Source organism: Nonomuraea mangrovi, assembly GCF_042681425.1.
In the GTDB taxonomy this organism is placed as follows: domain Bacteria; phylum Actinomycetota; class Actinomycetes; order Streptosporangiales; family Streptosporangiaceae; genus Nonomuraea; species Nonomuraea mangrovi.
Genome location: NZ_JBHUFV010000033.1, coordinates 52,757 through 72,665, shown reverse-complemented (window position 1 = coordinate 72,665; position 19,909 = coordinate 52,757). Strand labels below are relative to the sequence as shown.

At 70.7% G+C, this 19,909-nt stretch carries 20 protein-coding genes; 11 read left to right on the top strand and 9 right to left on the bottom strand.

The genetic code is table 11. The annotated features are described in order from the left end of the window. Positions 1-33: 33 nt before the first annotated feature. From ACFSKW_RS18860 to ACFSKW_RS18845, 4 genes are all read right to left on the bottom strand, one after another. On the bottom strand, positions 34-1,293 hold the full coding sequence (locus ACFSKW_RS18860; RefSeq protein ID WP_379573561.1) for a class I SAM-dependent methyltransferase: 1,260 nt from the start codon (positions 1,291-1,293) through the stop codon (positions 34-36). 3 nt (positions 1,294-1,296) lie between these two features. Then, a complete protein-coding gene (locus ACFSKW_RS18855; protein ID WP_379574555.1) occupies positions 1,297-2,646 on the bottom strand; it encodes an FAD-binding oxidoreductase in 1,350 nt (449 codons plus the stop codon). 157 nt (positions 2,647-2,803) lie between these two features. Then, positions 2,804-3,772: an NAD(P)-dependent oxidoreductase gene (locus ACFSKW_RS18850; RefSeq protein WP_379573560.1), complete on the bottom strand. Its 969-nt coding sequence runs from the start codon at positions 3,770-3,772 to the stop codon at positions 2,804-2,806. Positions 3,773-3,851: 79 nt separating this feature from the next. Then, positions 3,852-5,378, bottom strand: a complete 1,527-nt coding sequence (locus tag ACFSKW_RS18845) for a serine/threonine-protein kinase (protein WP_379573559.1) — start codon at positions 5,376-5,378, stop codon at positions 3,852-3,854. Positions 5,379-5,493: 115 nt separating this feature from the next. On the opposite strand from ACFSKW_RS18845, the gene ACFSKW_RS18840 reads away from it, so the two are divergent. Further along, positions 5,494-6,594 carry a CaiB/BaiF CoA transferase family protein gene (locus tag ACFSKW_RS18840; RefSeq protein ID WP_379573558.1) on the top strand — a complete coding sequence of 367 codons (1,101 nt, stop codon included), beginning with the start codon at positions 5,494-5,496 and terminating at the stop codon, positions 6,592-6,594. Here the strand turns inward: ACFSKW_RS18840 and ACFSKW_RS18835 are convergent. Next, a complete protein-coding gene (locus ACFSKW_RS18835) occupies positions 6,569-7,816 on the bottom strand; it encodes an FAD-dependent monooxygenase (RefSeq protein ID WP_379573557.1) in 1,248 nt (415 codons plus the stop codon). The two genes, ACFSKW_RS18840 and ACFSKW_RS18835, sit on opposite strands and share 26 nt — an antisense overlap. Before the next feature lie 67 nt (positions 7,817-7,883). Between ACFSKW_RS18835 and ACFSKW_RS18830 the strand changes: the two genes are divergently transcribed. From ACFSKW_RS18830 to ACFSKW_RS18810, 5 genes are all read left to right on the top strand, one after another. Then, positions 7,884-8,414, top strand: coding sequence for a TetR/AcrR family transcriptional regulator (locus ACFSKW_RS18830; protein ID WP_379573556.1), 531 nt, complete (start codon positions 7,884-7,886; stop codon positions 8,412-8,414). 69 nt (positions 8,415-8,483) lie between these two features. Next, positions 8,484-9,308, top strand: a complete 825-nt coding sequence (locus tag ACFSKW_RS18825) for an ABC transporter ATP-binding protein (RefSeq protein WP_379573555.1) — start codon at positions 8,484-8,486, stop codon at positions 9,306-9,308. Then, positions 9,305-10,075 (top strand): ABC transporter permease, encoded by a 771-nt coding sequence (locus ACFSKW_RS18820; protein WP_379573554.1) that lies wholly within the window; start codon positions 9,305-9,307, stop codon positions 10,073-10,075. The genes ACFSKW_RS18825 and ACFSKW_RS18820 overlap by 4 nt, the downstream gene beginning before the upstream one ends. A 42-nt stretch (positions 10,076-10,117) precedes the next feature. Continuing rightward, complete coding sequence (locus ACFSKW_RS18815; protein ID WP_203946469.1) at positions 10,118-10,312, top strand: helix-turn-helix transcriptional regulator; 195 nt, start codon at positions 10,118-10,120, stop codon at positions 10,310-10,312. Next, complete coding sequence (locus ACFSKW_RS18810; RefSeq protein WP_379573553.1) at positions 10,309-10,830, top strand: hypothetical protein; 522 nt, start codon at positions 10,309-10,311, stop codon at positions 10,828-10,830. Before ACFSKW_RS18815 ends, ACFSKW_RS18810 begins: the two co-directional genes overlap by 4 nt. Before the next feature lie 82 nt (positions 10,831-10,912). Here ACFSKW_RS18810 and ACFSKW_RS18805 read toward each other — a convergent pair whose 3' ends face one another. Further along, positions 10,913-11,365 carry a GyrI-like domain-containing protein gene (locus tag ACFSKW_RS18805; protein WP_379573552.1) on the bottom strand — a complete coding sequence of 151 codons (453 nt, stop codon included), beginning with the start codon at positions 11,363-11,365 and terminating at the stop codon, positions 10,913-10,915. 136 nt (positions 11,366-11,501) lie between these two features. Between ACFSKW_RS18805 and ACFSKW_RS18800 the strand changes: the two genes are divergently transcribed. Then, a complete protein-coding gene (locus ACFSKW_RS18800; protein WP_379573551.1) occupies positions 11,502-12,941 on the top strand; it encodes a GuaB1 family IMP dehydrogenase-related protein in 1,440 nt (479 codons plus the stop codon). Here ACFSKW_RS18800 and ACFSKW_RS18795 read toward each other — a convergent pair. After that, entirely contained in the window at positions 12,905-13,534 is a 630-nt protein-coding gene (locus ACFSKW_RS18795; RefSeq protein ID WP_379573550.1) for an SDR family NAD(P)-dependent oxidoreductase, read from the bottom strand. The genes ACFSKW_RS18800 and ACFSKW_RS18795 overlap by 37 nt on opposite strands. 126 nt (positions 13,535-13,660) lie before the next feature. Between ACFSKW_RS18795 and ACFSKW_RS18790 the strand changes: the two genes are divergently transcribed. Both ACFSKW_RS18790 and ACFSKW_RS18785 read left to right on the top strand, forming a co-directional pair. Further along, positions 13,661-14,035, top strand: a complete 375-nt coding sequence (locus ACFSKW_RS18790; protein ID WP_379573549.1) for an FKBP-type peptidyl-prolyl cis-trans isomerase — start codon at positions 13,661-13,663, stop codon at positions 14,033-14,035. Positions 14,036-14,609: 574 nt separating this feature from the next. Continuing rightward, positions 14,610-16,136, top strand: coding sequence for an ATP-dependent DNA ligase (locus tag ACFSKW_RS18785; RefSeq protein ID WP_379573548.1), 1,527 nt, complete (start codon positions 14,610-14,612; stop codon positions 16,134-16,136). Between the two features lie 668 nt (positions 16,137-16,804). Here ACFSKW_RS18785 and ACFSKW_RS18780 read toward each other — a convergent pair. Then, positions 16,805-17,269 carry a hypothetical protein gene (locus tag ACFSKW_RS18780; protein WP_379573547.1) on the bottom strand — a complete coding sequence of 155 codons (465 nt, stop codon included), beginning with the start codon at positions 17,267-17,269 and terminating at the stop codon, positions 16,805-16,807. Between the two features lie 61 nt (positions 17,270-17,330). Between ACFSKW_RS18780 and ACFSKW_RS18775 the strand changes: the two genes are divergently transcribed. Next, positions 17,331-17,621 carry a septal ring lytic transglycosylase RlpA family protein gene (locus ACFSKW_RS18775; RefSeq protein ID WP_379573546.1) on the top strand — a complete coding sequence of 97 codons (291 nt, stop codon included), beginning with the start codon at positions 17,331-17,333 and terminating at the stop codon, positions 17,619-17,621. 1,163 nt (positions 17,622-18,784) lie between these two features. On the opposite strand, the gene ACFSKW_RS18770 is transcribed toward ACFSKW_RS18775, so the two are convergent. Further along, positions 18,785-19,345 carry a DUF1707 and DUF4870 domain-containing protein gene (locus tag ACFSKW_RS18770; RefSeq protein WP_379573545.1) on the bottom strand — a complete coding sequence of 187 codons (561 nt, stop codon included), beginning with the start codon at positions 19,343-19,345 and terminating at the stop codon, positions 18,785-18,787. A gap of 196 nt (positions 19,346-19,541) precedes the next feature. On the opposite strand from ACFSKW_RS18770, the gene ACFSKW_RS18765 reads away from it, so the two are divergent. Then, a complete protein-coding gene (locus ACFSKW_RS18765) occupies positions 19,542-19,883 on the top strand; it encodes a hypothetical protein (protein ID WP_354916601.1) in 342 nt (113 codons plus the stop codon). The last annotated feature ends 26 nt before the right edge of the window (positions 19,884-19,909 follow it).

Sequence of the window (19,909 nt, the reverse complement as noted above, 5' to 3'; positions counted from 1 at the left end):
CCGCCGGGCGACGCGGTCCTCGCGATGTGCCGGTCAGGGCCAGTCGACGGAGGGACGCAGCGGCACGTGCGCGCCGCCCTCCCTGTCGAGCTTGACGCCGAGGACCTGGTGGAGCTGGACCTTGTTGCGCTCGAAGCCGACGATGCAACCGGCCATGTAGAGCCGCCAGACCCTGGCCGTGCCCTGGCCGACCTCCTGGAGGGCGTCCTCCCAGTTGTCGTCCAGGTTGTCGCACCAGAACTTCAGCGTGCGGGCGTAGTGCTCGCGCAGGTTCTCCTCGTGGCGGACCTCGAAGCCGGTGTTCTCCATCATCGAGATGAGGTAGCCGGCCGACTCGAGCTCGCCGTCGGGGAAGACGTAGCGGTTGATGAAGCCGCCCTTGTTGATCGTCTTCTCGGTGCTGGTCGGGCGGGTGATGCAGTGGTTGAGCAGCCGCCCGCCCGGCCTGAGCTTGCCGTACAGGCCGGCGAAGTAGCCGGCCAGCTGGTCCTTGCCGATGTGCTCGGTGAGCCCGATGGAGCTGACCGCGTCGAAGTCGCCCTCGGGGACGTCGCGGTAGTCCATGAAGCGGACCTCCGCCAGATCCTGCAGGCCCGCGTCCACGATCGCCTTCTGCGCCCACTCCGCCTGCTGCCTGGACAGCGTGACCCCGAGCGCCTTGACGCCGTACTCGCGGGCGGCGTGCATGACCATGCCGCCCCAGCCGCAGCCGACGTCGAGCAGACGCATGCCGGGCTTGAGGTCCAGCTTCCTGGCCACCAGGTCGAACTTCGTGTACTGCGCCTCTTCGAGGGTCGCGTCCTCGCGAGGGAAGACCGCGCAGGTGTAGGCCATGGAAGGGCCGAGCACCCACTCGTAGAAGCGGTTGGACACGTCGTAGTGGTGGTGGATCGCCTCGGCGTCACGCTGCTTGGCGTGGCGCGAGCCGAGCCTGGCCAGGGTGCTCCTGCGCATCTCCTGAGGCGGCGGAGGAACGCGCATCAGCAACGGCTTGGTGCCGAGAGCCCGCACGGCGTCGACCTTCTCGGCGAGGGTCAGGTCATTGGTGGTGATGTTCCACATGCGGTCGAGCAGGGTGTACATGTCGCCGTGAACGTCGATGTGTCCCGACACGTACGCCCTGGCCAGGCCGAGCTCTCCCGGCGCCTGGGCCAGGTAGGCCACGGCGATGGGGGACTTCACCTCGATGCGCACGTCGGCGCCGTCGGGACCGGCCTTGCTACCGTCGTAGGCCATGAACGCGATGTTGGTGTTCGCGCCAACGATCTTCTCAAAGATGCTCGCCAGAGCCATCTCTCACCTTCCCCGCACACACTTGTCGTACAGGTCCAGCAGGCGACCGTTCGGGTCGTATTCCCGCTTGACCGGCCAGTAAGCATCGCCGTTGTACAGCTGCCAGAACTGCTCACGGGCATAGAAAGAGGTCGAGTAGAGCGACTTGTGCCCGTCGAGGTCGTGCACTTCGTTCTCGATCAGCCTGTTGTAGTAACCGTCGAACTGTCCGCGCGGCAACGGGACCAGGCCCCAGAAGCCGAAGTTGACGTAGAGCTTTCCCGTCTCCAACGGGTACAGCGGCCACTCACTCGACGATCGGAGAGGACACATCCACACCGGGGTCATGCCGACCTTGGCGTGGAAGAACTCGAGGAACTCCGCGCCCCTCTCCACCGGCGTCTCGACGTCCTGGATGACCGACTCCTGGACCGGGGCGTCGCGCCACCTGTCGACCCTCGCGACCACGCCGTACTTGCGGTCGAGGGCGACGAGCTTGCGGTAGACGTCCGAGCGCATCCACTTGCGCGGCATCAGCGACCGCACCAGCGGCTGCTGGACGCCGAACGCCCGCGAACACCAGAACCAGTCGGTGTCCCAGCGCCAGAGGTAGTCGCGCACGGTCAGCCAGTCGCGGCCCCTCTTCTGGATCGACTGGTAGTAGATGCGCATCCCCGTGTAGTCGGAGGTGTACGGGGCGCGCTCGGCGAACCGGCCGAGCGTGATGTACATCTCCGACGGGTCGAAGAACACGCCGTCCACGAAGTCGACAGGCTCCCCGTCGTGCACCATCTGCTCGCAGATCTCCTGCATGGCCAGCATGCACTTGGCGGCGTCGGTGAAGCGCAGGTGGGTCAGCCGCACGTACGGCTGGACCTTCCTGAGCCTGATCCGGATCCTGAGCGCGTAGCCGAGCGTGCCGTAGGAGTTGGGGAAGGCCCTGAACAGGTCGCGGTGCTCGTTGTCGTCGCGAGCGACCACGATGCGCCCTTCGCCGGTCAGGATCTCCAGCTCCTCGACCGACTCGTGCGGCAGGCCGTCCCTGAAGCTGCTCGACTCGATGCCGAGCCCGGTCACCGCCCCCCCGAGCGTGATCGTCTTCAGCTGCGGCACGACGTACGGCATGAGGCCGTGCGGCAGCGTGGCATCGACGAGGTCCTCGTAGGTCGTCATGCCCTGGACCTCGGCGGTCATGCTGACCGGGTCCACGCTGATGACCTCGTCGAGGTCGCGGGCCGACAGCTTGGCGGCCTTGCCCGAATCGCGGAACCTGAACAGGTTCGAGGTCGCCTTGGCCAGCCGAGGAGCGGCGTCCGCGGGAATCTCGGCATAGGACTGCCTGATCTGTTCGACGGCCCGCTGGTGTGCCGACATCGTTGTCACAGAAACACCCCCAGAAGCTGTGGTCGAGATCGTCCGTAAGACCGTATCTCTCCAAATCAGCCTCGAACAGGTCGGGGTCGTTAAACGCTCGAAAACTTCCTATCGTCCCAGGTGAAGCCGCTATCGACCGGCGAACCGACAGGAAACTCTACTTACCAGATACGCCCCTTCTGCGGACCTGCGCCTGCACGCCGTTGACGACGTTGATGATCTTCGTTCCGTCGAGCGCGGCAGCCAGGTTGGCAAGGACGGCGGAGACGAGCCGTCCTGTCGTCTGGGGTGTGACGCCCGCCACGTGCGGCGAGAGGAGCACGCTCTCCAGGTCGCGCAGCGGGTCCCCGTCCGGCAGCGGCTCGCTCTCGAAGACGTCGAGCGCCGCGCCCGCCAGGTGTCCCTCGCGCAGCGCGTCGACGAGCGCCCGCTGGTCGACGACGCCTCCGCGGGCGGCGTTGACCAGCAGCGCGCCCTTCTTCATCGAGGCGGGGTCGACGAGCCCGCGCGTCTCGTCGGACAGGGCGATCACCACGACCAGCACGTCGGAGGTGGCCACGACCTCCTCGAGCGGAGCGTGACCCGCCCCGCGCGGCGTCCGCGTCCAGTGCGAGACCTGGCAGCCGAACGCCTCGAACAGGCGGGCGCAGCGCTCGCCGATCGGGCCGTAGCCCACGATGCCCACGCGGGAGCCGGACAGCTCACGGGGGCCGAGGTCGAGCTGCGGCCACCGGCCGGCGCGGACGGCCGCGTCGGCGGCGGGCAGGCGGCGGGCCAGGGCCAGGGCGGCGCCCACGCACCACTCGGCCACCGCCGTCGCGCTGACCCCCGCGGTGTTGGCCAGCGGGACCCCCGCCGCCGCCAGCGCGGCCAGGTCGTGTCCGTCGACGCCCACGGAGGGCTGCTGGACGAAGGCCAGCCGCGGGGCCGCGGCGACCGCGGCCGCGTCCATGGCGAGGCTGCCGCTCCAGTCGCCGAGCACGATCTCGGCGTCCGGGAGGGCGGCCTCCATCGCGGCCCTGTCGCGCGCGGTCACGAGCGTGACGCCGTCGCCGAGCGGGGCGAGCAGGCCGCGAAGCGCGTCGGGCGGCAGGGGCGCGAGGGCCAGCAGGTTCCAAGGAGTCATGAGGCCGACCCTAGGACGGCGCCGGGACCTTGACCACGCCCGCGGCGAGGCTCCGCCGGGGTGCCGGACCCCTTCCGCGTCAGGAGCCCGGCGTGAAGCTGCCCATCACCTGGCGCATCATCCGGCCGTGGCGCCGCCACTGCTCCTCGGCGACCGTCCACGACACCACGTACGCCGTGTCACCCGCCACCATCGCGCGCCGTACCTCGTGGTAGACCCGTCCCTCGGCCGCCCACGGGTGCCCGGGAGCGGCGGTCCAGGTGAACTCCCAGTCCACCGCGCCCTGTGGGGCGGTCTTGCGGCGCACGGTCCGCACGTCCGCGGCCCCGGTCATGCTCTCCTCGGCGTCGCGCAGGATCTGGTGCGGATCGAGTGTGGCGTACTGCTCCTCGACGCCGAGGTGGGCCGAGCGGTCGGGGCGGGTCCACTGCGTGTAGGCCTGGGAGCGGGCCCCCTTCCACCTGGTCGGCCGCTGGATCGACCAGCCGTCGGGCGAGGTCCACAGCCGGGTCAGGGCGACGGGCGTCCTGGAGACCGCCGGGGTGGGGGTGGGCGATGGCGTCGCCGGGGAGGCAGGGTTGGCGGGCGTCGAGGCCGGCGTGACGGCCTTGGTCTGCGGCAGGCGCGCGCTGCCCTGCGCCGCCTCGGGGGAGAGCTTCAGATAGGCGCCGGCGCCGACGGTCACGACCAGGATCGCCGCCGCGGCCGCCATCAGCGTCGTTCGGCTGCCGCGCCTGCGTGAGGACGGCCGCTCGTCATCGTCGTCGTCGTGCTTGGCGGCCTGCTGCTCGCCGATCGAGAGGAGCAGCGCGTCGGCCTCGGCCGCGCTCAGCCGCTCCTCCGGCTCCTTCTTCAGCAGCCCCTTCAGCACGGGATGCAGCGCGGGAGGGATCCTGCGGTAGTCGGGCTCCTCTCCGAGCAGCGCCGACAGGGTGGCCATCGGCTCGCCCCGTTCGAACGGCGAGCGTCCGGTGAGCGCGGCGTAGAGGGTCGCGCCGAGCGACCACAGGTCGGAAGGGGGGCCGATGTCGTCGAGGCCGCGGACCCGCTCGGGCGCGAGGAAGGCGGGCGACCCCGTGACCATGCCGGTCCTGGTGAGGGAGCTGTCACCCTCGGCTGTGGCGATGCCGAAGTCGGTCAGGACGGCGCGGCCGTCGTCGCACAGCAGGATGTTGCTCGGCTTGACGTCGCGGTGCAGGATGCCGACCTCGTGGGCGGCCTTGAGCGCCGACAGCACCTGGCGGCCGACTGCTGCGGCCTCCCTGATCGGCAGCGCGCCGTGGGTGGCGACGACCTCGTCGAGGGCGGGCGCGCGCACCAGCTCCATGATGATCCACGGGCGGCCGTCCTCCTCCACGACGTCATAGACGGCCACGACGCTCGGGTGGTTGAGCCTGGCCGCCGTGCGCGCCTCGCGGGCGGTGCGCATCAGGTGGCGCTCCCTGTCGGACTTGGACAGCCCGGGCGGGAGTAACACCTCCTTGATCGCTATCGACCGGTTCAGCAGCGTGTCGTGGCCCTCCCAGACCACGCCCATGCCGCCCCTGCCGAGTTCTGTGGCCAGGCGGTAGCGATGGGCGACCAGCTGATCGGATTCCGAAGCCATAAGGCGCAAGTTTCCCATACCGGTGACAAGCGTGCGGGCGGTCCGCCGGACAGGGCGGTGTGTCGATCTTACGGGGGCTGTCGCGGCGCGGCCGCACCGAATAAAGTTCTTGAACATGACTCAGGGACCGCTGGCAGGAGTGAAGGTGCTGGAGCTGGCCGGGCTCGCGCCCGGCCCCTTCGCCGGGATGATGCTCGCCGACCACGGGGCCGAGGTGCTGCGCGTCGACAGGGTGTCGGCCGTCTCCGAACGGCCGCGCACGGACGTGATGGACCGCGGCAAGCGCACGATCGGGCTCGACCTGAAGTCGGCGGAGGGTGTGGCGGCCTTCAAGGAGCTGGCCGCGGCCGCCGACGTGGTCATCGAGGTCTTCAGGCCCGGCGTGGCCGAGCGCCTGGGCATCGGCCCCGGCGACCTGCACGCGGTCAACGAGCGCCTGGTCTACGGCAGGATGACCGGCTGGGGGCAGGACGGCCCCCTGGCCACGACCGCGGGCCACGACATCGACTACATCGCGATCTCGGGCGTGCTGTCCATGCTCGGGCGCGCGGGCGACAAGCCCACGCCGCCGATCAACATCCTCGGCGACTTCGCCGGTGGCGGCCTCATGCTCGCGTACGGCGTGCTGCTGGCCCTGTTCGAGCGCGAGAGGACCGGCAGGGGCAGGGTCGTCGACGCGGCGATGGTGGACGGCGCGGCCATGCTGTTCGCGATGTTCTACCGGTCGGGTTGGGGTCCGCGCGGCACCAACCTGCTCGACACGGGGGCGCCCTTCTACGACACCTACGAGACCGCCGACGGCGGCTTCATGGCGCTCGGCGCGCTGGAGCCGCAGTTCTGGGCGGAGTTCGTGACCAGGGCGGGCCTCGACGACCTGCCCGACAGGGGCGACCCCGCCCAGTGGCCCGCGCTGAGGCTCCGCCTGGAGGCGGCGTTCAAGCAGCGGACGAGAGCCGAGTGGGAGGCGGTCTTCGAGGGCTCGGACGCGTGCGTCTCACCCGTGCTGTCCATGGCGGAGGCCGCAGCGCACCCGCACAACACCGCGCGCGGCACGTTCACCACGGTCGGCGAGGTCACCCAGCCCACACCCGCCCCCCGCCTGCTGGGCACCTCCGAGCCCGACCTGTCCCCCGCCACCAGGCTGGAGGACCTGACGGCGTGGGGACTGGACGAGGAGCGGGCGGCCAAGCTCAGGCAGGCGGGTGTGCTGGCGTGAGGGCGCCGTAGTCCTTCGGCTCGAACGTGTCGTGCATGCCGAGGTTGCCGCCGCCTCGCCTGGTGATCGCCCTGGTGAGGCGGGTGGGCAGACTGGTGAACAGTCGCGCGCCGTTGATCAGCGCCCACACCTCGGCCCCGCTGCCGGGGATGAGGCGCTTGGCGGCGGTCATCGCGAAGTCGCGGCTGCGCCGTACGTACTCCGACATTTCGCTCTCGTAGGCGGCGAAGGCGCGGCTGTGGTCGCCCCTCGCCGCTCCCTGCCCGCCCGCCAGCTCCTTCGCCAGCTCGCCCGCCAGCACGTAGGCGCCCACGACCGCGATGCTCGTGCTGCCGCCGACCGCGGGACCCGGGCAGTAGCCCGCATCGCCGACCAGCGTGACCCTGCCGCGTGACCACGTGTCCATGCGCAGCTGGGTGACGGAGTCGAAGTAGAACACCTCGGCGCGGTCCATCTCGTCGAGCAGCCTGGGCGTCTCCCAGCCCAGGTCCGCGAACTGCTCGCGCAACAGCTCCTTCTGCCGCGCGGTGTCGCGGTAGTGGTAGTCGAGCTGCCCGGCGGGCCGCATGAAGAAGAAGGCGCGGGCGTCGTCCATGTGGCGGGCGCTGTAGACGCCGACCATCCTGCCGACGGTGGGCATCCCTGCCATCCGGTCGCCGAGGTCGAGGTAGTTGGGGATGGTGGCGACCGCGATGTAGGCGCCGAGCCAGTGCGTGAAGCTCGACTCGGGACCGAAGACCAGCCGCCGCACGTTGGAGTGCAGGCCGTCGGCGCCGATCACCAGGTCGAAACGGCGCGGCGCGCCCCGCTCGAAGGTGACCTCGCCGTCGCCGGAGATCGAGGTGATGGAGTCGCCGAAGACGTACTCCACGTCGTCCTTGGTGGCGTCATAGAGGACCTCACTGAGGTCGTCGCGCATGATCTCGACGTGCCTGGCCGAGATTCCCCCCATCAGCCTGGAGACCTGGATGTTCACCGGCTTGGCGGTGCCCCGCCTGATCATCGTGATCCACTCGGTGCCCGTCTTCCTCTCCATGATCGCGTCGAGCGCGCCCATGCGCTCGACGATGTCCATGGCCGGCTTGAACAGGTCGACCGCGTGACCGCCCGACTTGCGCAGGGTGGGCGCCTTCTCCACGACGGTCGGGGTGAAGCCGTGCCGCTTCAGCCAGTAGGCCAGCACGGGGCCGGAGACGCTCGCTCCGGAGATGAGGATGTTCATGGAGTCTCCTTACTTATCGATAAGTAAACAATACGTCTTTACCGATCGATAAGTAAGCTGAGTGGCCGTGGCACGAGGAAAGACCAGAGAACGCATCCAGCAGGTGGCCCGCGAGCTGTTCATCGCGCAGGGCGTGCAGCGGACCAGCCTTCAGGAGATCGCCGACCGGCTCGGCATCACCAAGCCGGCGCTCTACTACCACTTCGCCTCACGCGAGGAGCTGGTGCGCAGCATCATCGTGCCGCTGATCGAGGAGGGCAGGGCGTTCCTCGAGGAGGCGACGGCCCGCGGGGACATGGAGCCCAGGGCGCTGCTGGAGGGCTACTTCGACTTCCACTACCGCCATCGCGACATCATGATGCTCGCGGTACGGGAGATGACGACGCTGAACGACCTCGGGCTGCTGGAGATCGTGACCGGCTGGCGGGAGCGGCTCGGCGAGATGCTCGTCGGCGCCGACGCGCCCCTGGCCGCGCAGGTGGGGGCGGTGGTGGCACTGGGCGGGCTCGCCGACTGCACCTGGACCTTCGCCGACCTGCCCGCCGAGCTCGTGCGCCCGCCCGCCGTCGACTCCGCCATGGCCGCCCTCGGCCTCTAGCCCCTTCGCCGAGCACGGAGCCGTCATAGGAGTTGTCTGAAATGTAGTACATGTACTACGTTTTCGAGCATGGATACTGTGGTGAGCGTCCGCGGACTGCGGATGTCGTACGGCAAGCGCGAGGTCCTGCGCGGCGTCGACCTGGACGTGCGGCGGGGCGAGACCATGGCGCTCCTCGGGCCCAACGGCGCGGGCAAGACGACCACGATCGAGATCCTCGAAGGCTTCAGGCACCGCATGGGCGGCGAGGTCCAGGTGCTCGGCGAGGACCCCGCCAAGGGCGACGACACCTGGAGGGCCAAACTGGGCGTGGTTCTGCAGGACTGGCGCGACCACCCCCGCTGGAGGGTCGCCACGCTGGTCGACCACATCGCCGCGCACTACCCCGACCCCTGGGACACCGGCGAGCTGCTGCGGGCGCTCGGCCTGGCCGGGCAGGCGGCCGCCAAGGTCGGTCAGCTGTCCGGCGGCCAGCGGCGCAGGCTCGACGTGGCGCTCGGCATCGTCGGCAGGCCGGAGCTGCTCTTCCTCGACGAGCCGACCACGGGCTTCGACCCTGAGGCGCGCAGGGAGTTCCACGACCTGATCGAGGGTCTCGACACGACGATCGTGCTCACCACGCACGACCTGGCGGAGGCCGAGAAGCTGGCCGACCGCATCGCCGTCCTGGTGAAGGGACGGATCGCGGTGTTCGGCACGCCCGCCGAGCTGGCCGACGCCGTGCAGGCGCCCTCCCTGGTGCGCTGGAGGGACGGGGCCGAGCAGACCGGCGAGCCCTCCGAGCTGGCCTGGCGGCTGCACCAGCAGTACGGCGGGCCCGTCCCCGGCCTGGAGATCAGGCGCCCGACTCTCGAGGAGAGCTACCTCAACCTGGTGGAAAGGAGCGCGGCGTGAACACGTTGACGCTGGGAGTGAGGCGCGGCCTCATCGAGCAGGGCTCGATCATGCGGGACGGCAAGGAGCTCGGCGGTCAGCTCGCCGGCATGGTGACGTTCGTCCTGCTGATGCTGTGGATCGGCGACAACCCCGCCGGTGGCGGGATCGGGATGAGCGCCTTCATGGCGGTCGGCTTCATCGCCTTCACCGTGTTCTCCGCGGGCACGATGTCGCTGCCGACGCTGATCGCCGCCGACAGGGAGGAGGGCGCGCTGCTGCGGCTGCGCGCGCTGCCGAAGGGCATGCCCGTGTACGTCACGGGCAGGGCGGTCTCGCTGCTGGTGCACATCGTCGCGAACTCGGCGCTCATGATGGCCCTCGGCGCCGCGCTCGGCGGGCTGGGAGCGCCCTCCGACTGGCCGACGCTGCTGTGGGCGCTCGGGCTCGGCGCGCTCGCGGTGGTCCCGCTCGGCACGGCGATCGGCGCCATGCTGCCGACCGCGAAGGCCGCGGCCGCGATCATCGGACTGCCGACGATGCTCCTGATGATCATGTCGGGGGTGATGATCCCGCTGCGGATGATGCCCGAGGCGGTGCAGTGGATCGCGCAGGCCTTCCCGCTCTACTGGCAGGGCCACGCGCTCCGGGCGGCCTTCTTCGACTCCGCGGCGGGCGAGCTGCACCGAACGTGGGAGCTCGGCACCGCGGCGACGGTGATGGGGGCGTGGGCGGTGGCCGGTATGGTGCTGGCACCGTGGCTGCTGCGCAGGGTCACTCGCAAGTGAGGATTCCCGGTGTCGAACGAGGTCGTCTACAACAGGATCCCGATGCTCAGGGCCGAGCGGGGGATCTCCCGCAAGGACCTGGCCGCGGCGCTGGGTGTGCACTACCAGACGGTCGGCTACCTGGAACGCGGCGAGTACAGCCCCTCGCTCTTCCTCGCGCTGAAGATCGCCGAATATTTCGAGGTGCCGGTGGAGGTCGTCTTCTCCCTCCATCCGTTCGCCAGGCTGGGGTCATGATGGGAACGTGGGAGAAACGGCGCGAGCGCCTGGAGAACATGCCGGCGAGCCGGCTGTGGTCGACCAGGCCCGCCCGGCGCCGCCTGGTCGTGGTCGCCGCGGCGGCGCTCGTGGTGCTGTGGGCAGGGCTGGTGATCATCGCCCGCCATGCGCCGAGCGACCTGGCCCGCAACGTCTACCTGTCGATGTTCGGGATCAGCCTGCTGGTCGGCCTGCCTGTGGTCGGCTGGCTCCACACGGCCACCAGGGGTGTGCTGTACCTGCCCGAGCGGCTGCTCGACGAGCGGCAGCTGCACGACCGGCGCAGGGCCTACACCTCCGCCCACCGCGCCACCAGCCTGGTGCTCGGCTCGCTGTTCGTGCTGGCCAACTTCTGGAGCTACGGGGATCGGCTCACGCTGACCGTGCCGACGGCCCTGGTGGCGCCGCTGGCACTGACGCTGTTCGTGACGCACTACACGATCCCGCTGCTCATCGCGGCCTGGACCGTGGCCGACCCGCCCGATGACGACGAGTGATCCCCGCACGGTACGGGGACACCCGGGCTGAAGCTCGGCACGCCCGCCCCGTCGCCCTCGCCTGCGGCCGCGGGGCCGGGCCTCACACCGCGACGTAGAGATCGGCTCCCGCCGGGTGGTGCACCTCCAGGTCGGTGGTGAACGACCTGGCCGGGGTGCCGCCGGACTCGGTGTGCTTCCACACCCGCTGCCACGCGTCGACGATGGCCTGCGGCATCTGCCCCCTGGCCTCCACCTTCAGGGCTTTTCCCGCGGGCACCCGTACCGCCACCATGCCCTCGGGCAGCCGTGGAACGGTCCGCACGCCGACCCCGACGATCTGCGTGTACGCGCCGTGGTGATCGCTCTCGTAGTCGGTCAACACCGCGTAAAGGTTTTCGTCCAGGCGACCCGGCACGTGCGCGAAGGCCCCGGGCGCCCCCGCCCGCTGCCACAGCCCCGGCAGCCTCGCCCTCGACGGGTCCATCTCATCGGCGTTCGTGGTCCGTACGGCAAGCCCCACGACCAGCAGCTCCGACCGCTCAACGACGTCCAACGCGTCCTCCATCCCCCAGAGCCATCCCGCAGATCATATGGCCATCGAAAGCGGGAAAGACCCTTGGTGAACCAGTCGGTGCATGCCCCGTCCACCTGCGCGGCATGTCCGGTTTTCGCAAGTAGGATGGACGAACGTGAAGTTTCTCAACGGACTCGAGCCGTCATACGACCTGACCTACAGCGACGTGTTCATGGTCCCGTCGCGGTCCTCGATCGGCTCCAGGCTCGCGGTCGACCTGTCGACCAACGACGGCACGGGTACCACCCTGCCCCTCGTGGTCGCCAACATGACGGCGGTCGCGGGCCGTCGCATGGCCGAGACCGTCGCCCGCAGGGGCGGCATGGCGGTCATCCCGCAGGACATCCCGATCGACGTGGTCGCCGACGTCGTCGACTGGGTGAAGAAGCGTGACCTCGTGCATGACACGCCGCTCACGCTCACCCCGCACGACACCGTCGGCGAGGCGCTGGCGCTGCTGCCGAAGCGGGCGCACGGCGCGGTCATCGTCGTCGACTGGGACAACCGCCCCGTCGGGGTGGTCACCGAGGCCGACTGCCACGGGGTCGACATGTTCACCCAGCTCTCGCAGGTGATGTCGGCCAACCTGCTCACGCTGCCCGCGGGACTCGATCCCCGCGAGGCCTTCGACATGCTGCACGAGGGCCGTCACCGCCTGGCGCCCATCGTCGACGGCGAGGGCCGCCTCGTCGGCATCCTGACCCGCACCGGCGCGCTGCGCGCCACCCTCTACCAGCCCGCGCTCGACGCCAGGGGCAGGCTGCGCGTCGCGGCCGCCGTCGGCGTCAACGGCGACGTGGCCGCCAAGGCCAAGGAACTGCTCGACGCAGGCGTCGACTGCCTCGTCGTCGACACCGCCCACGGCCACCAGGAGAAGATGATCTCCGCGCTGCGCGCCGTCAGGGCGCTCGACCCCGGCGTGCCCGTCGCCGCCGGCAACGTGGTGACGGCCGAGGGCGTCCGCGACCTGGTCGACGCCGGCGCCGACATCCTCAAGGTGGGCGTCGGCCCCGGCGCCATGTGTACCACCAGGATGATGACGGGCGTGGGCAGGCCACAGTTCTCCGCCGTCCTCGAGTGCGCTGCCGAGGCACGCCGCCTCGGCCGGCACGTGTGGGCCGACGGAGGGGTACGGCACCCGCGCGACGTGGCCCTCGCGCTGGCCGCGGGCGCGGCCAACGTCATGATCGGCTCGTGGTTCGCCGGCACCTACGAGTCGCCGGGCGACGCCCGCACCGACGCCGACGGGCGCAAGTACAAGGAGAACTTCGGGATGGCCTCGGCGCGGGCCGTACGGCTGCGCACCGCCGAGGACAGCCCCTTCGAACGGGCCCGCAAGGCGCTGTTCGAGGAGGGCATCTCCACCTCCCGCATGTACCTCGACGCGCAGCGGCCCAGCGTCGAGGACCAGATCGACGCGATCGTGGCGGGCCTGCGCTCCTCGTGCACCTACGCGGGGGCGACGAACCTGGAGGAGTTCCACGAGCGGGCCGTGGTCGGCATCCAGAGCTCGTCCGGCTACACCGAGGGCATGCCGCTGCACCAGAGCTGGTAGGCGGCGGCCTCCGTGAAGGCGCCGACACCGACGCCGCGCGGGGCCAGCTCCACCGACAACGCCTCGCACAGGCTCTCGACGGCGGCTTTCATGGCGGCGTCGAGAGCGTGGCGGGCCTCCTCGGGCACGAGAACGGCGATCGACGAGCCGCCGCCCATCAACGGCAGCAGCCGCCTGATCACCGTGGTGACGCCGGTGAAGTTCTCCTCGACCAGAGCACGTTCCGCCCCGGCCGTCACCGACTCGAACGGCGCCATCGTCGTCCCCGTCGCGGCGGCGACCAGCAGGTCGATCCTGCCGTGACGCTCCTCGACGGCCGTCGCCAGCACGTTGAGCGCCATCGGATCGGCCAGGTCCAGCGTCAGGGCCAGATCGGCGGCCTGCCTCACCCCCGGCGCAGGACCGGCGGCCTGCCTCACCCCCGGCGCAGGACCGGCGACCGATCTCATCCCCGGCGCAGGACCGGCGACCGATCTCATCCCCGGCGCAGGACCGGCGACCACGAGAGTCGCGCCCAGCTCCGCGAGCGTCTCGGCGACGCGCCCCGCCGCGCCGGTGATCACAGCGACTCGTCCGCTCAGCGAGGTGGCCATGCGATCAGTTCACCACGGACCGGCGCGGCCGGCCACGATCCGCCCGCGGGCGGGGCGCGTTCTCCGGCCGCGTGGCGGGCTGCCATAGAGTCTGTCCGTCAGAAGACATCCACCAAGGAGAACATCGTGGCACTCGAGAAGCCGGAGATCGATTTCCCGGAGGGCAACCCGCCCGCCGACCTGGAGATCGTCGACATCGTTGAGGGGGACGGCCCCGAGGCCAAGGCTGGACACAGCGTCCAGGTGCACTACGTCGGCGTCTCCTTCTCCTCGGGCGAGGAGTTCGACTCGTCTTGGAACCGCGGCACGCCGTTCGAGTTCCCGCTCGGCGGTGGCCGCGTCATCGCGGGCTGGGACCAGGGCGTGGCGGGGATGAAGGTCGGGGGGCGGCGCAAGCTCGTCATCCCGCCGCACCTCGGCTACGGCGACCGCGGCGCCGGCCGGGCCATCAAGCCGGGCGAGACGCTCATCTTCGTCGTCGACCTGCTCGGCGTGCGCTGACCCGCACACCACGTGGGGTACGGCCCGCCGTACCCCACACTCCCCGCCCGACCCTCGCCCGGCGCCCTCGCCCCCGGCTGCTCGGCACCCCTTGCCCTCGGCGGCGGCCAGCTCCGCGACCCACGCGTGCCCCAGCGGGAAGGCGGACCGCACCCCCGGAAATCCCTGCCGCACGCAGACGGGCCGGGCCGCATCCCACCCCGGAAATCCCTGCCGCACGCAGACGGGCAGGGCCGCGCCTCAGCCCGGAAACCCCAGCCGCACGCAAACGGGCAGGGCCACACCTCACCCCGGAAACCCCAGCCGACGCAGACGGGCAGGAAGCACCCCATCACGCGCGTGGCACCCACCGCCTGACGCCGGTAAACACCGGCCGCACGCAGGCGGGCAGGGCCGGACCCCACCGGCCGCCCCAGCGAACCGCCACGGCCGGGAGCGCATCGCACGTGCCACACGCCGGGCAACCCGGCCGTACCCCGCCCGGAACCCCGGCCGCGCGCCGGCAGCAGGGCCCGCCCTCTCAGGGGCAGGGCGGGCGCGACTTTTGTCGGTTCCGTAGGGCAACATAAGCGGTGTGCTACTGATCGACGTCGTCCGCGTCTCCGAGGCCGTGGCCAGGACCTCCGCCCGGCTGGGCAAGATCGGTCACCTGGCCGAGCTACTGAGCCGGGTCGGCGCCGACGAGGCGGAGATCGCGATCGCGTACCTGTCCGGTGAGCTCCCCCAGCGCCAGATCGGGGTCGGCTGGCGCACGCTGCAGGACCCGCCCTCGCCCAAACTCGTCGCCACCGCCACCCTCACCGACGTCGACGCCCTCCTGACCCGCATCAAGGCCGTCTCGGGCCCCGGTTCGCAGGCCGCGCGCAAGGCCATGGTCGAGGAGCTGTTCACCGCCGTCACGAGCCAGGAGCAGTCCTTCCTGCTGCGGCTGCTCTCCGGTGAGCTGCGGCAGGGCGCGCTCGACGGCGTCATGATCGAGGCCATCGCGAAGGCCTCAGACGCGGCCTCGGCCGACGTACGGCGCGCGCTCACCCTGCGCGGCTGGCTCCCCGCTGTCGGCGCGGCCGCGCTGTCCGGCGGCGTCGAGGCGTTGCGCGCCTTCAAGCTGGAGGTGGGCCGCCCCGTCGCCCCCATGCTCGCCGGCAGCGCGCCCAACGTCGCCGCCGTGCTCGAGAAGATCGGCGGCGAAGCGGCGCTGGAGTGGAAGCTCGACGGCGTCCGCGTGCAGACGCACCGCTCGGGCGACGACGTCAGGGTCTTCACCCGCACCCTCGACGACATCACCGACCAGGTCCCCGAACTGGTCGAGGCGGTGCTCGCGCTGCCCTCGACCGATCTGGTGCTCGACGGCGAGGTCATCGCGCTGCGTCCCGACGGCCGCCCCCAGCCGTTCCAGGTGACCGCCAGCAGGGTCAGCAGCAAGACCGGCGTGCCCAGGTTGCGCGAGGAGACCCCGCTCAGCGTCTTCTTCTTCGACGCGCTCAGGGTCGACGGCGCCGACCTGCTCGACCTGCCGTACGGTGAGCGCCAGCAGCGGCTCGCCACGGCCGTTCCCCCGGAGCTGCTCACCCCTCGCCTGGTCACCGGCGACCTGCCCGCCGCCGAGTCCTTCTTCGCCGAAGTCGTACGGCGCGGCCACGAGGGCCTGGTCGCCAAGTCCCTCACCTCCCCCTATGCGGCCGGCCGGCGCGGGGCGGGCTGGATCAAGGTCAAACCCCGCCACACGCTCGACCTGGTCGTGCTGGCCGCCGAATGGGGCCACGGCCGGCGCGAGGGCAAGCTGTCCAACCTCCACCTGGGCGCCCGCGACCCTGACAGCGGGGCGTTCGTCATGCTGGGCAAGACGTTCAAGGGGCTGACCGACGAGCTGCTTGCCTGGCAGACCGAACGCTTCCTGGAGATCGCCGACGGCCCCACCGACGGCTGGACGGTCGCGCTCAGGCCCGAACTGGTCGTGGAGATCGCCTTCGACGGCGTCCAGCGCTCGCCCCGTTATCCGGGCGGGATGGCGCTACGGTTCGCGCGAGTCCTGCGGTACCGGCCGGACAAGCGTGCCGAGGACGCCGACACGGTGGAGACCGTGCGCTCCCTGATGCTGTAACCCGGCTTCCAGGTCGGCCGCCCGGGGTCCAGCCCTCCTCTCAGACCAGCGCGCTTCTTGGGTCCGGCGGCCTGTCCGACCACGCCTCTTGCGTCAGCCCTCCTCCCGGCCGACTGAGCCTCAAGCCAATCTCCCTTCAGCCGGGCAGCACGCCTCGCTTCAGCCGAGCGGCACGCCTCCCCTTTCGACCGAGCAGCACGCCTCCCCTTTCGGCCGGGCAGCGCGCCTCCCTTCGGCCGGCAGCACGCCGGCAGGCGACGCCCTGCGATTCGGACGCCCGCGAGGTGCGACATCCCTGATTCGGTGCGTCCGCCACAGTCCGGCAGCCGCGATTCAGACACCCGCCAGAGCGTCCGGGAGCGGACGCCTACCAGAGTCCGACGCCTCACGATGGGGCCGTCCGCCCACGTTCCGGATCGTGCGGTTCTCGATAAAACCCAAGATCAAGGGCGTAGTGTCGATCGTCGGCAACCCTTTCGTGACCAAAGTGGGATATGTCACGGAATGTCCCATTAGGTTGCCTTTACCTCCTCTTTGTCACGTATGTTCGGCGCGTTGCGAAGCGCTCGTCGCCTCGCCCAGGGATCCGGCCGACGCGTGTCCCCCACCCCTGCCCGTCTGGCCTTTCCCTGTCCTATCCCCTATCTAGGACCGTGGTTTCCCTTGGGTCAGCATTCGACCGAGTCGTCACGCAAGAACCCGCTCGGCCGTCTCATGGCCCCCGGCAGGCGTCGCTGGACGACCGTCGCGGCAGGCGCCGCCGTACTGGCCGCCGCCTCGACCACCGCATGGGCCGCCGTCGCCAACGGCGACTCGCCCGAGACCTCGGCCGTGGGCCTCGCCGCGGCCGTCGCACCGGGAAGCTCGCCCACCGGCACCCCGTCGCTCTCCCCTTCCGCCGCCTCGACCCGGACCGCCTCGGCCTCCCCCTCCGCGTCGACCTCGGCCGCCACCTCCCCTTCGGTCTCCCCCACCCCGCGGGTCACCCCCTCGGCTTCGGCTTCGGCCCGGGAGACCGCCTCGGACTCCGCGCGCGGGTCTTCCTCCACATCGAACGTGGACCGCGGGTCTTCCTCCACGTCGTCCGCAGACCGCGCGTCGTCCGCGAACGGCGAGAAGAACGCGACGTCCAAGCACGCCACCTCGGCCGAGTCATCCAAGGTCGCCGACAGGCCCGCCAAGCAGAGGGCGCGCGTGATCTCCACAGGCAGGTGTGGCGCCTCGTTCTACGACGAGCCCCAGATGACGGCCAGCGGCGAACGCTTCGACCCGTCGGCCATGACCGCGGCGCACAAGTCGCTCCCGCTGGGCAGCAAGGTCCGCGTCATCAACCCGTCGAACGGCAAGGCCGTCGTCGTCCGCATCAACGACCGCGGACCCTACACCGGCGGACGATGCCTCGACCTGTCCGCGGCCGCCTTCTCCGCCATCGGGAGCACGAGCGCGGGCGTGATGACCGTCAAGTACCAGGTCCTCGCGGCCTAGGCGCTTCCCCCTGCGGGAACTTACTCGCGGCCGGACCCCGTCGGACGACACATCCCCCCAGACCTACCAACGGCGCCCGGCCGCACCCCCACCATCGCCCGTCCGGACGTTCCCATCGGCATTTCGGACGTTCCCACCGCCGTTGAGGCGTTCCCACCTCTCCACTGACATTCGGGCGTTCCCGCCAGCATTTCGGACGTTCCCACCGCTGTTGAGGCGTTCCCGCCGCCCCGCAGACTCCCCACCGGCATTCGGGCGTTCCCGCCGCCGTTCCCCGCCGACTTCCCCCCGCCCCGCAGACTCCCCACCGGCATTCGGGCGTTCCCGCCGCCGTTTGGATGTCTCCACCGCCCCGCCGACTTCCCACCGCCGTTGGGACGTTCCCACCGCCGTTTGGATGTTCCACCGCCCCGCAGGCTTCCCCCCGCCGTTGGACCGCCGGACGTTCTCTGCCGTTCGGACGTCCCACCGCTCCGCGGATGTTCCCCCTTCCGAGCCTCGTCCACGCGCCCGCGCTCCCGACCCCTCGTGGGTGCGTCCCCCGGCGCTCCTCCGCGTGTCCCCCTCGGCACAGCGCGCACCACATCGGCACCTGGCCCGTCGTCCTGCGGTAAGCCCCTCTCCCTCACCCAACCGCACGACCTTCGCCCCCGCGCCGCTCCCCACTCGCGCCGCCACATCCGCGCACGGCCTGCTGCTCGTGCACAGCCTGCTTGTGCACAGCCTGCTTGTGCACAGCCTGCTCGTGCACAGCCTGCTCGTGCACGGCCTGCTCGGGGGTGCTGCGGGTGGCGGCGCCCGGCATGCCCAGTCATTGCGTGCCCGGCACCCCCTGCGGACAGCTTCCGCGCACACCCCCTCGTGTATGACACCCCCGTTTGGCGGTGCCGTGCACGCCCGCGCTGCGTGCCCGGCATCTGCCGTGCATGACGTCCGCACAGCGCCCCCTCGGGCACGACACTCCGTATGGCGGCACGCCCAGCGCCTGTCCGCCCTGCACCCCATGCACGGGGCTCCCGTGCACGCACCCCGCGCATGACACCCCGTATGGCGGCACCCCGCGGGCCCCGCCCGCTCCCGCCCGAACCCGTGCCCGGCCAAACCCATACGTGCCCGGCCCCGCGCGTGCGGTGCACCGGCTCAGGGTCGCGGAGCGCGGGAGATCACTTCACCAGGCGGACCGTCAGCGGGTAGCGGAAGTCGTTCTCGGCCAGCGCCGACACACCACCGACGATCGCCAGGACGAACGCGGCGACCCAGATCACCGGGATGAGCACGACCCCCACGATCGTGAACGGCAGCAGGAGCGTCGCGCCCAGCACGGTCAGGTGGAAGTTCAGCGCCTCGACCGCGTGGTGCCGGATGTACGGCGAGGTCTTGCCGCCTGTGAGCAGCAGGATCAGCGGTCCGACGATGATCAGCCCGAGCAGGCCGAGCAGGTGGGCCGCTGCGCCACCGACGCGTTCGTTGCCGTCTGCCGGCAATCCCTGCGGTTTGGGCATCGGGCGGGAAGCCGCCATGGGCGGCGCGGCGATCGACTGCCAGTTGCGCTGCGGGCCGTACAGCTCGGTCATGATGGGCATGAGTTCGCCGTGGGTGCGCGCGGTCATGGCTCTGCCGAGGCGCTCGTCGAACTCGTACTTGTCGAACCGTCCTTCGGCGTACGCCGCCTTGACGTGCTCGACCACGTGCTCGCGGTCCTGGTTGGTGACGCGCAACTCCATCGGCGGCACCGTGCCGTGCCCCCGGGATGTCGGCGCTGGTGTTTGTGCCGATGCCATGAATGCCATGCCTTTCCTCGACGGGCCATCTGAGGTCATCCTCCTCCGCGCCCTCGTTGGGGTACATCGGGAGAAACCCCGATCTCTCCCCGATAACAGCCCCGACGCGGCAGGGCGGCGAACGATATAAAAAGGAGGCATGAGATGGCGAGACCGCTACGGACTGCGGCGCTGGCGCGGGAACAAGGTCGCGAAGTTCGACCGTGAAGCGACCGACGCCGATATCGAGGCGCTCATCGCTTTCGCCAAGTCGCGGCGCGGCGTGGAGTTCTTCGTCGAGCCCGAGACCTTCGCCACTGACACGACCGCCGTCGCCATCGCCGACGATGGCGAGTGGACCAGGCGCCGGGTTGGCTCACCCCAGGTGATCCGCAAGGTGGCGCGCGACTTAGCGCTACCTGTCTACGATGTCCAGTTGACCGGCTACCCGCCGCGCATGCGGGCCTACAACGAGCGCCGCAAGCGCGAGGATCTGGGCTGACCCAGCTCCCGCGCGGTGCTCTTCCC

Coding starts and splice junctions, on each gene's coding strand:
- ACFSKW_RS18765 (WP_354916601.1), top strand. CDS start 19,542: ATGAGATGGCGAGACCGCTACGGACTGCGGCGCTGGCGCGGGAACAAG.
- ACFSKW_RS18795 (WP_379573550.1), bottom strand. CDS start 13,534: ATGGCCACCTCGCTGAGCGGACGAGTCGCTGTGATCACCGGCGCGGCG.
- ACFSKW_RS18810 (WP_379573553.1), top strand. CDS start 10,309: ATGATGGGAACGTGGGAGAAACGGCGCGAGCGCCTGGAGAACATGCCG.
- ACFSKW_RS18850 (WP_379573560.1), bottom strand. CDS start 3,772: ATGACTCCTTGGAACCTGCTGGCCCTCGCGCCCCTGCCGCCCGACGCG.
- ACFSKW_RS18770 (WP_379573545.1), bottom strand. CDS start 19,345: ATGGAGTTGCGCGTCACCAACCAGGACCGCGAGCACGTGGTCGAGCAC.
- ACFSKW_RS18860 (WP_379573561.1), bottom strand. CDS start 1,293: ATGGCTCTGGCGAGCATCTTTGAGAAGATCGTTGGCGCGAACACCAAC.
- ACFSKW_RS18835 (WP_379573557.1), bottom strand. CDS start 7,816: ATGAACATCCTCATCTCCGGAGCGAGCGTCTCCGGCCCCGTGCTGGCC.
- ACFSKW_RS18815 (WP_203946469.1), top strand. CDS start 10,118: ATGCTCAGGGCCGAGCGGGGGATCTCCCGCAAGGACCTGGCCGCGGCG.
- ACFSKW_RS18840 (WP_379573558.1), top strand. CDS start 5,494: ATGACTCAGGGACCGCTGGCAGGAGTGAAGGTGCTGGAGCTGGCCGGG.
- ACFSKW_RS18845 (WP_379573559.1), bottom strand. CDS start 5,378: ATGGCTTCGGAATCCGATCAGCTGGTCGCCCATCGCTACCGCCTGGCC.
- ACFSKW_RS18855 (WP_379574555.1), bottom strand. CDS start 2,646: ATGTCGGCACACCAGCGGGCCGTCGAACAGATCAGGCAGTCCTATGCC.
- ACFSKW_RS18825 (WP_379573555.1), top strand. CDS start 8,484: ATGGATACTGTGGTGAGCGTCCGCGGACTGCGGATGTCGTACGGCAAG.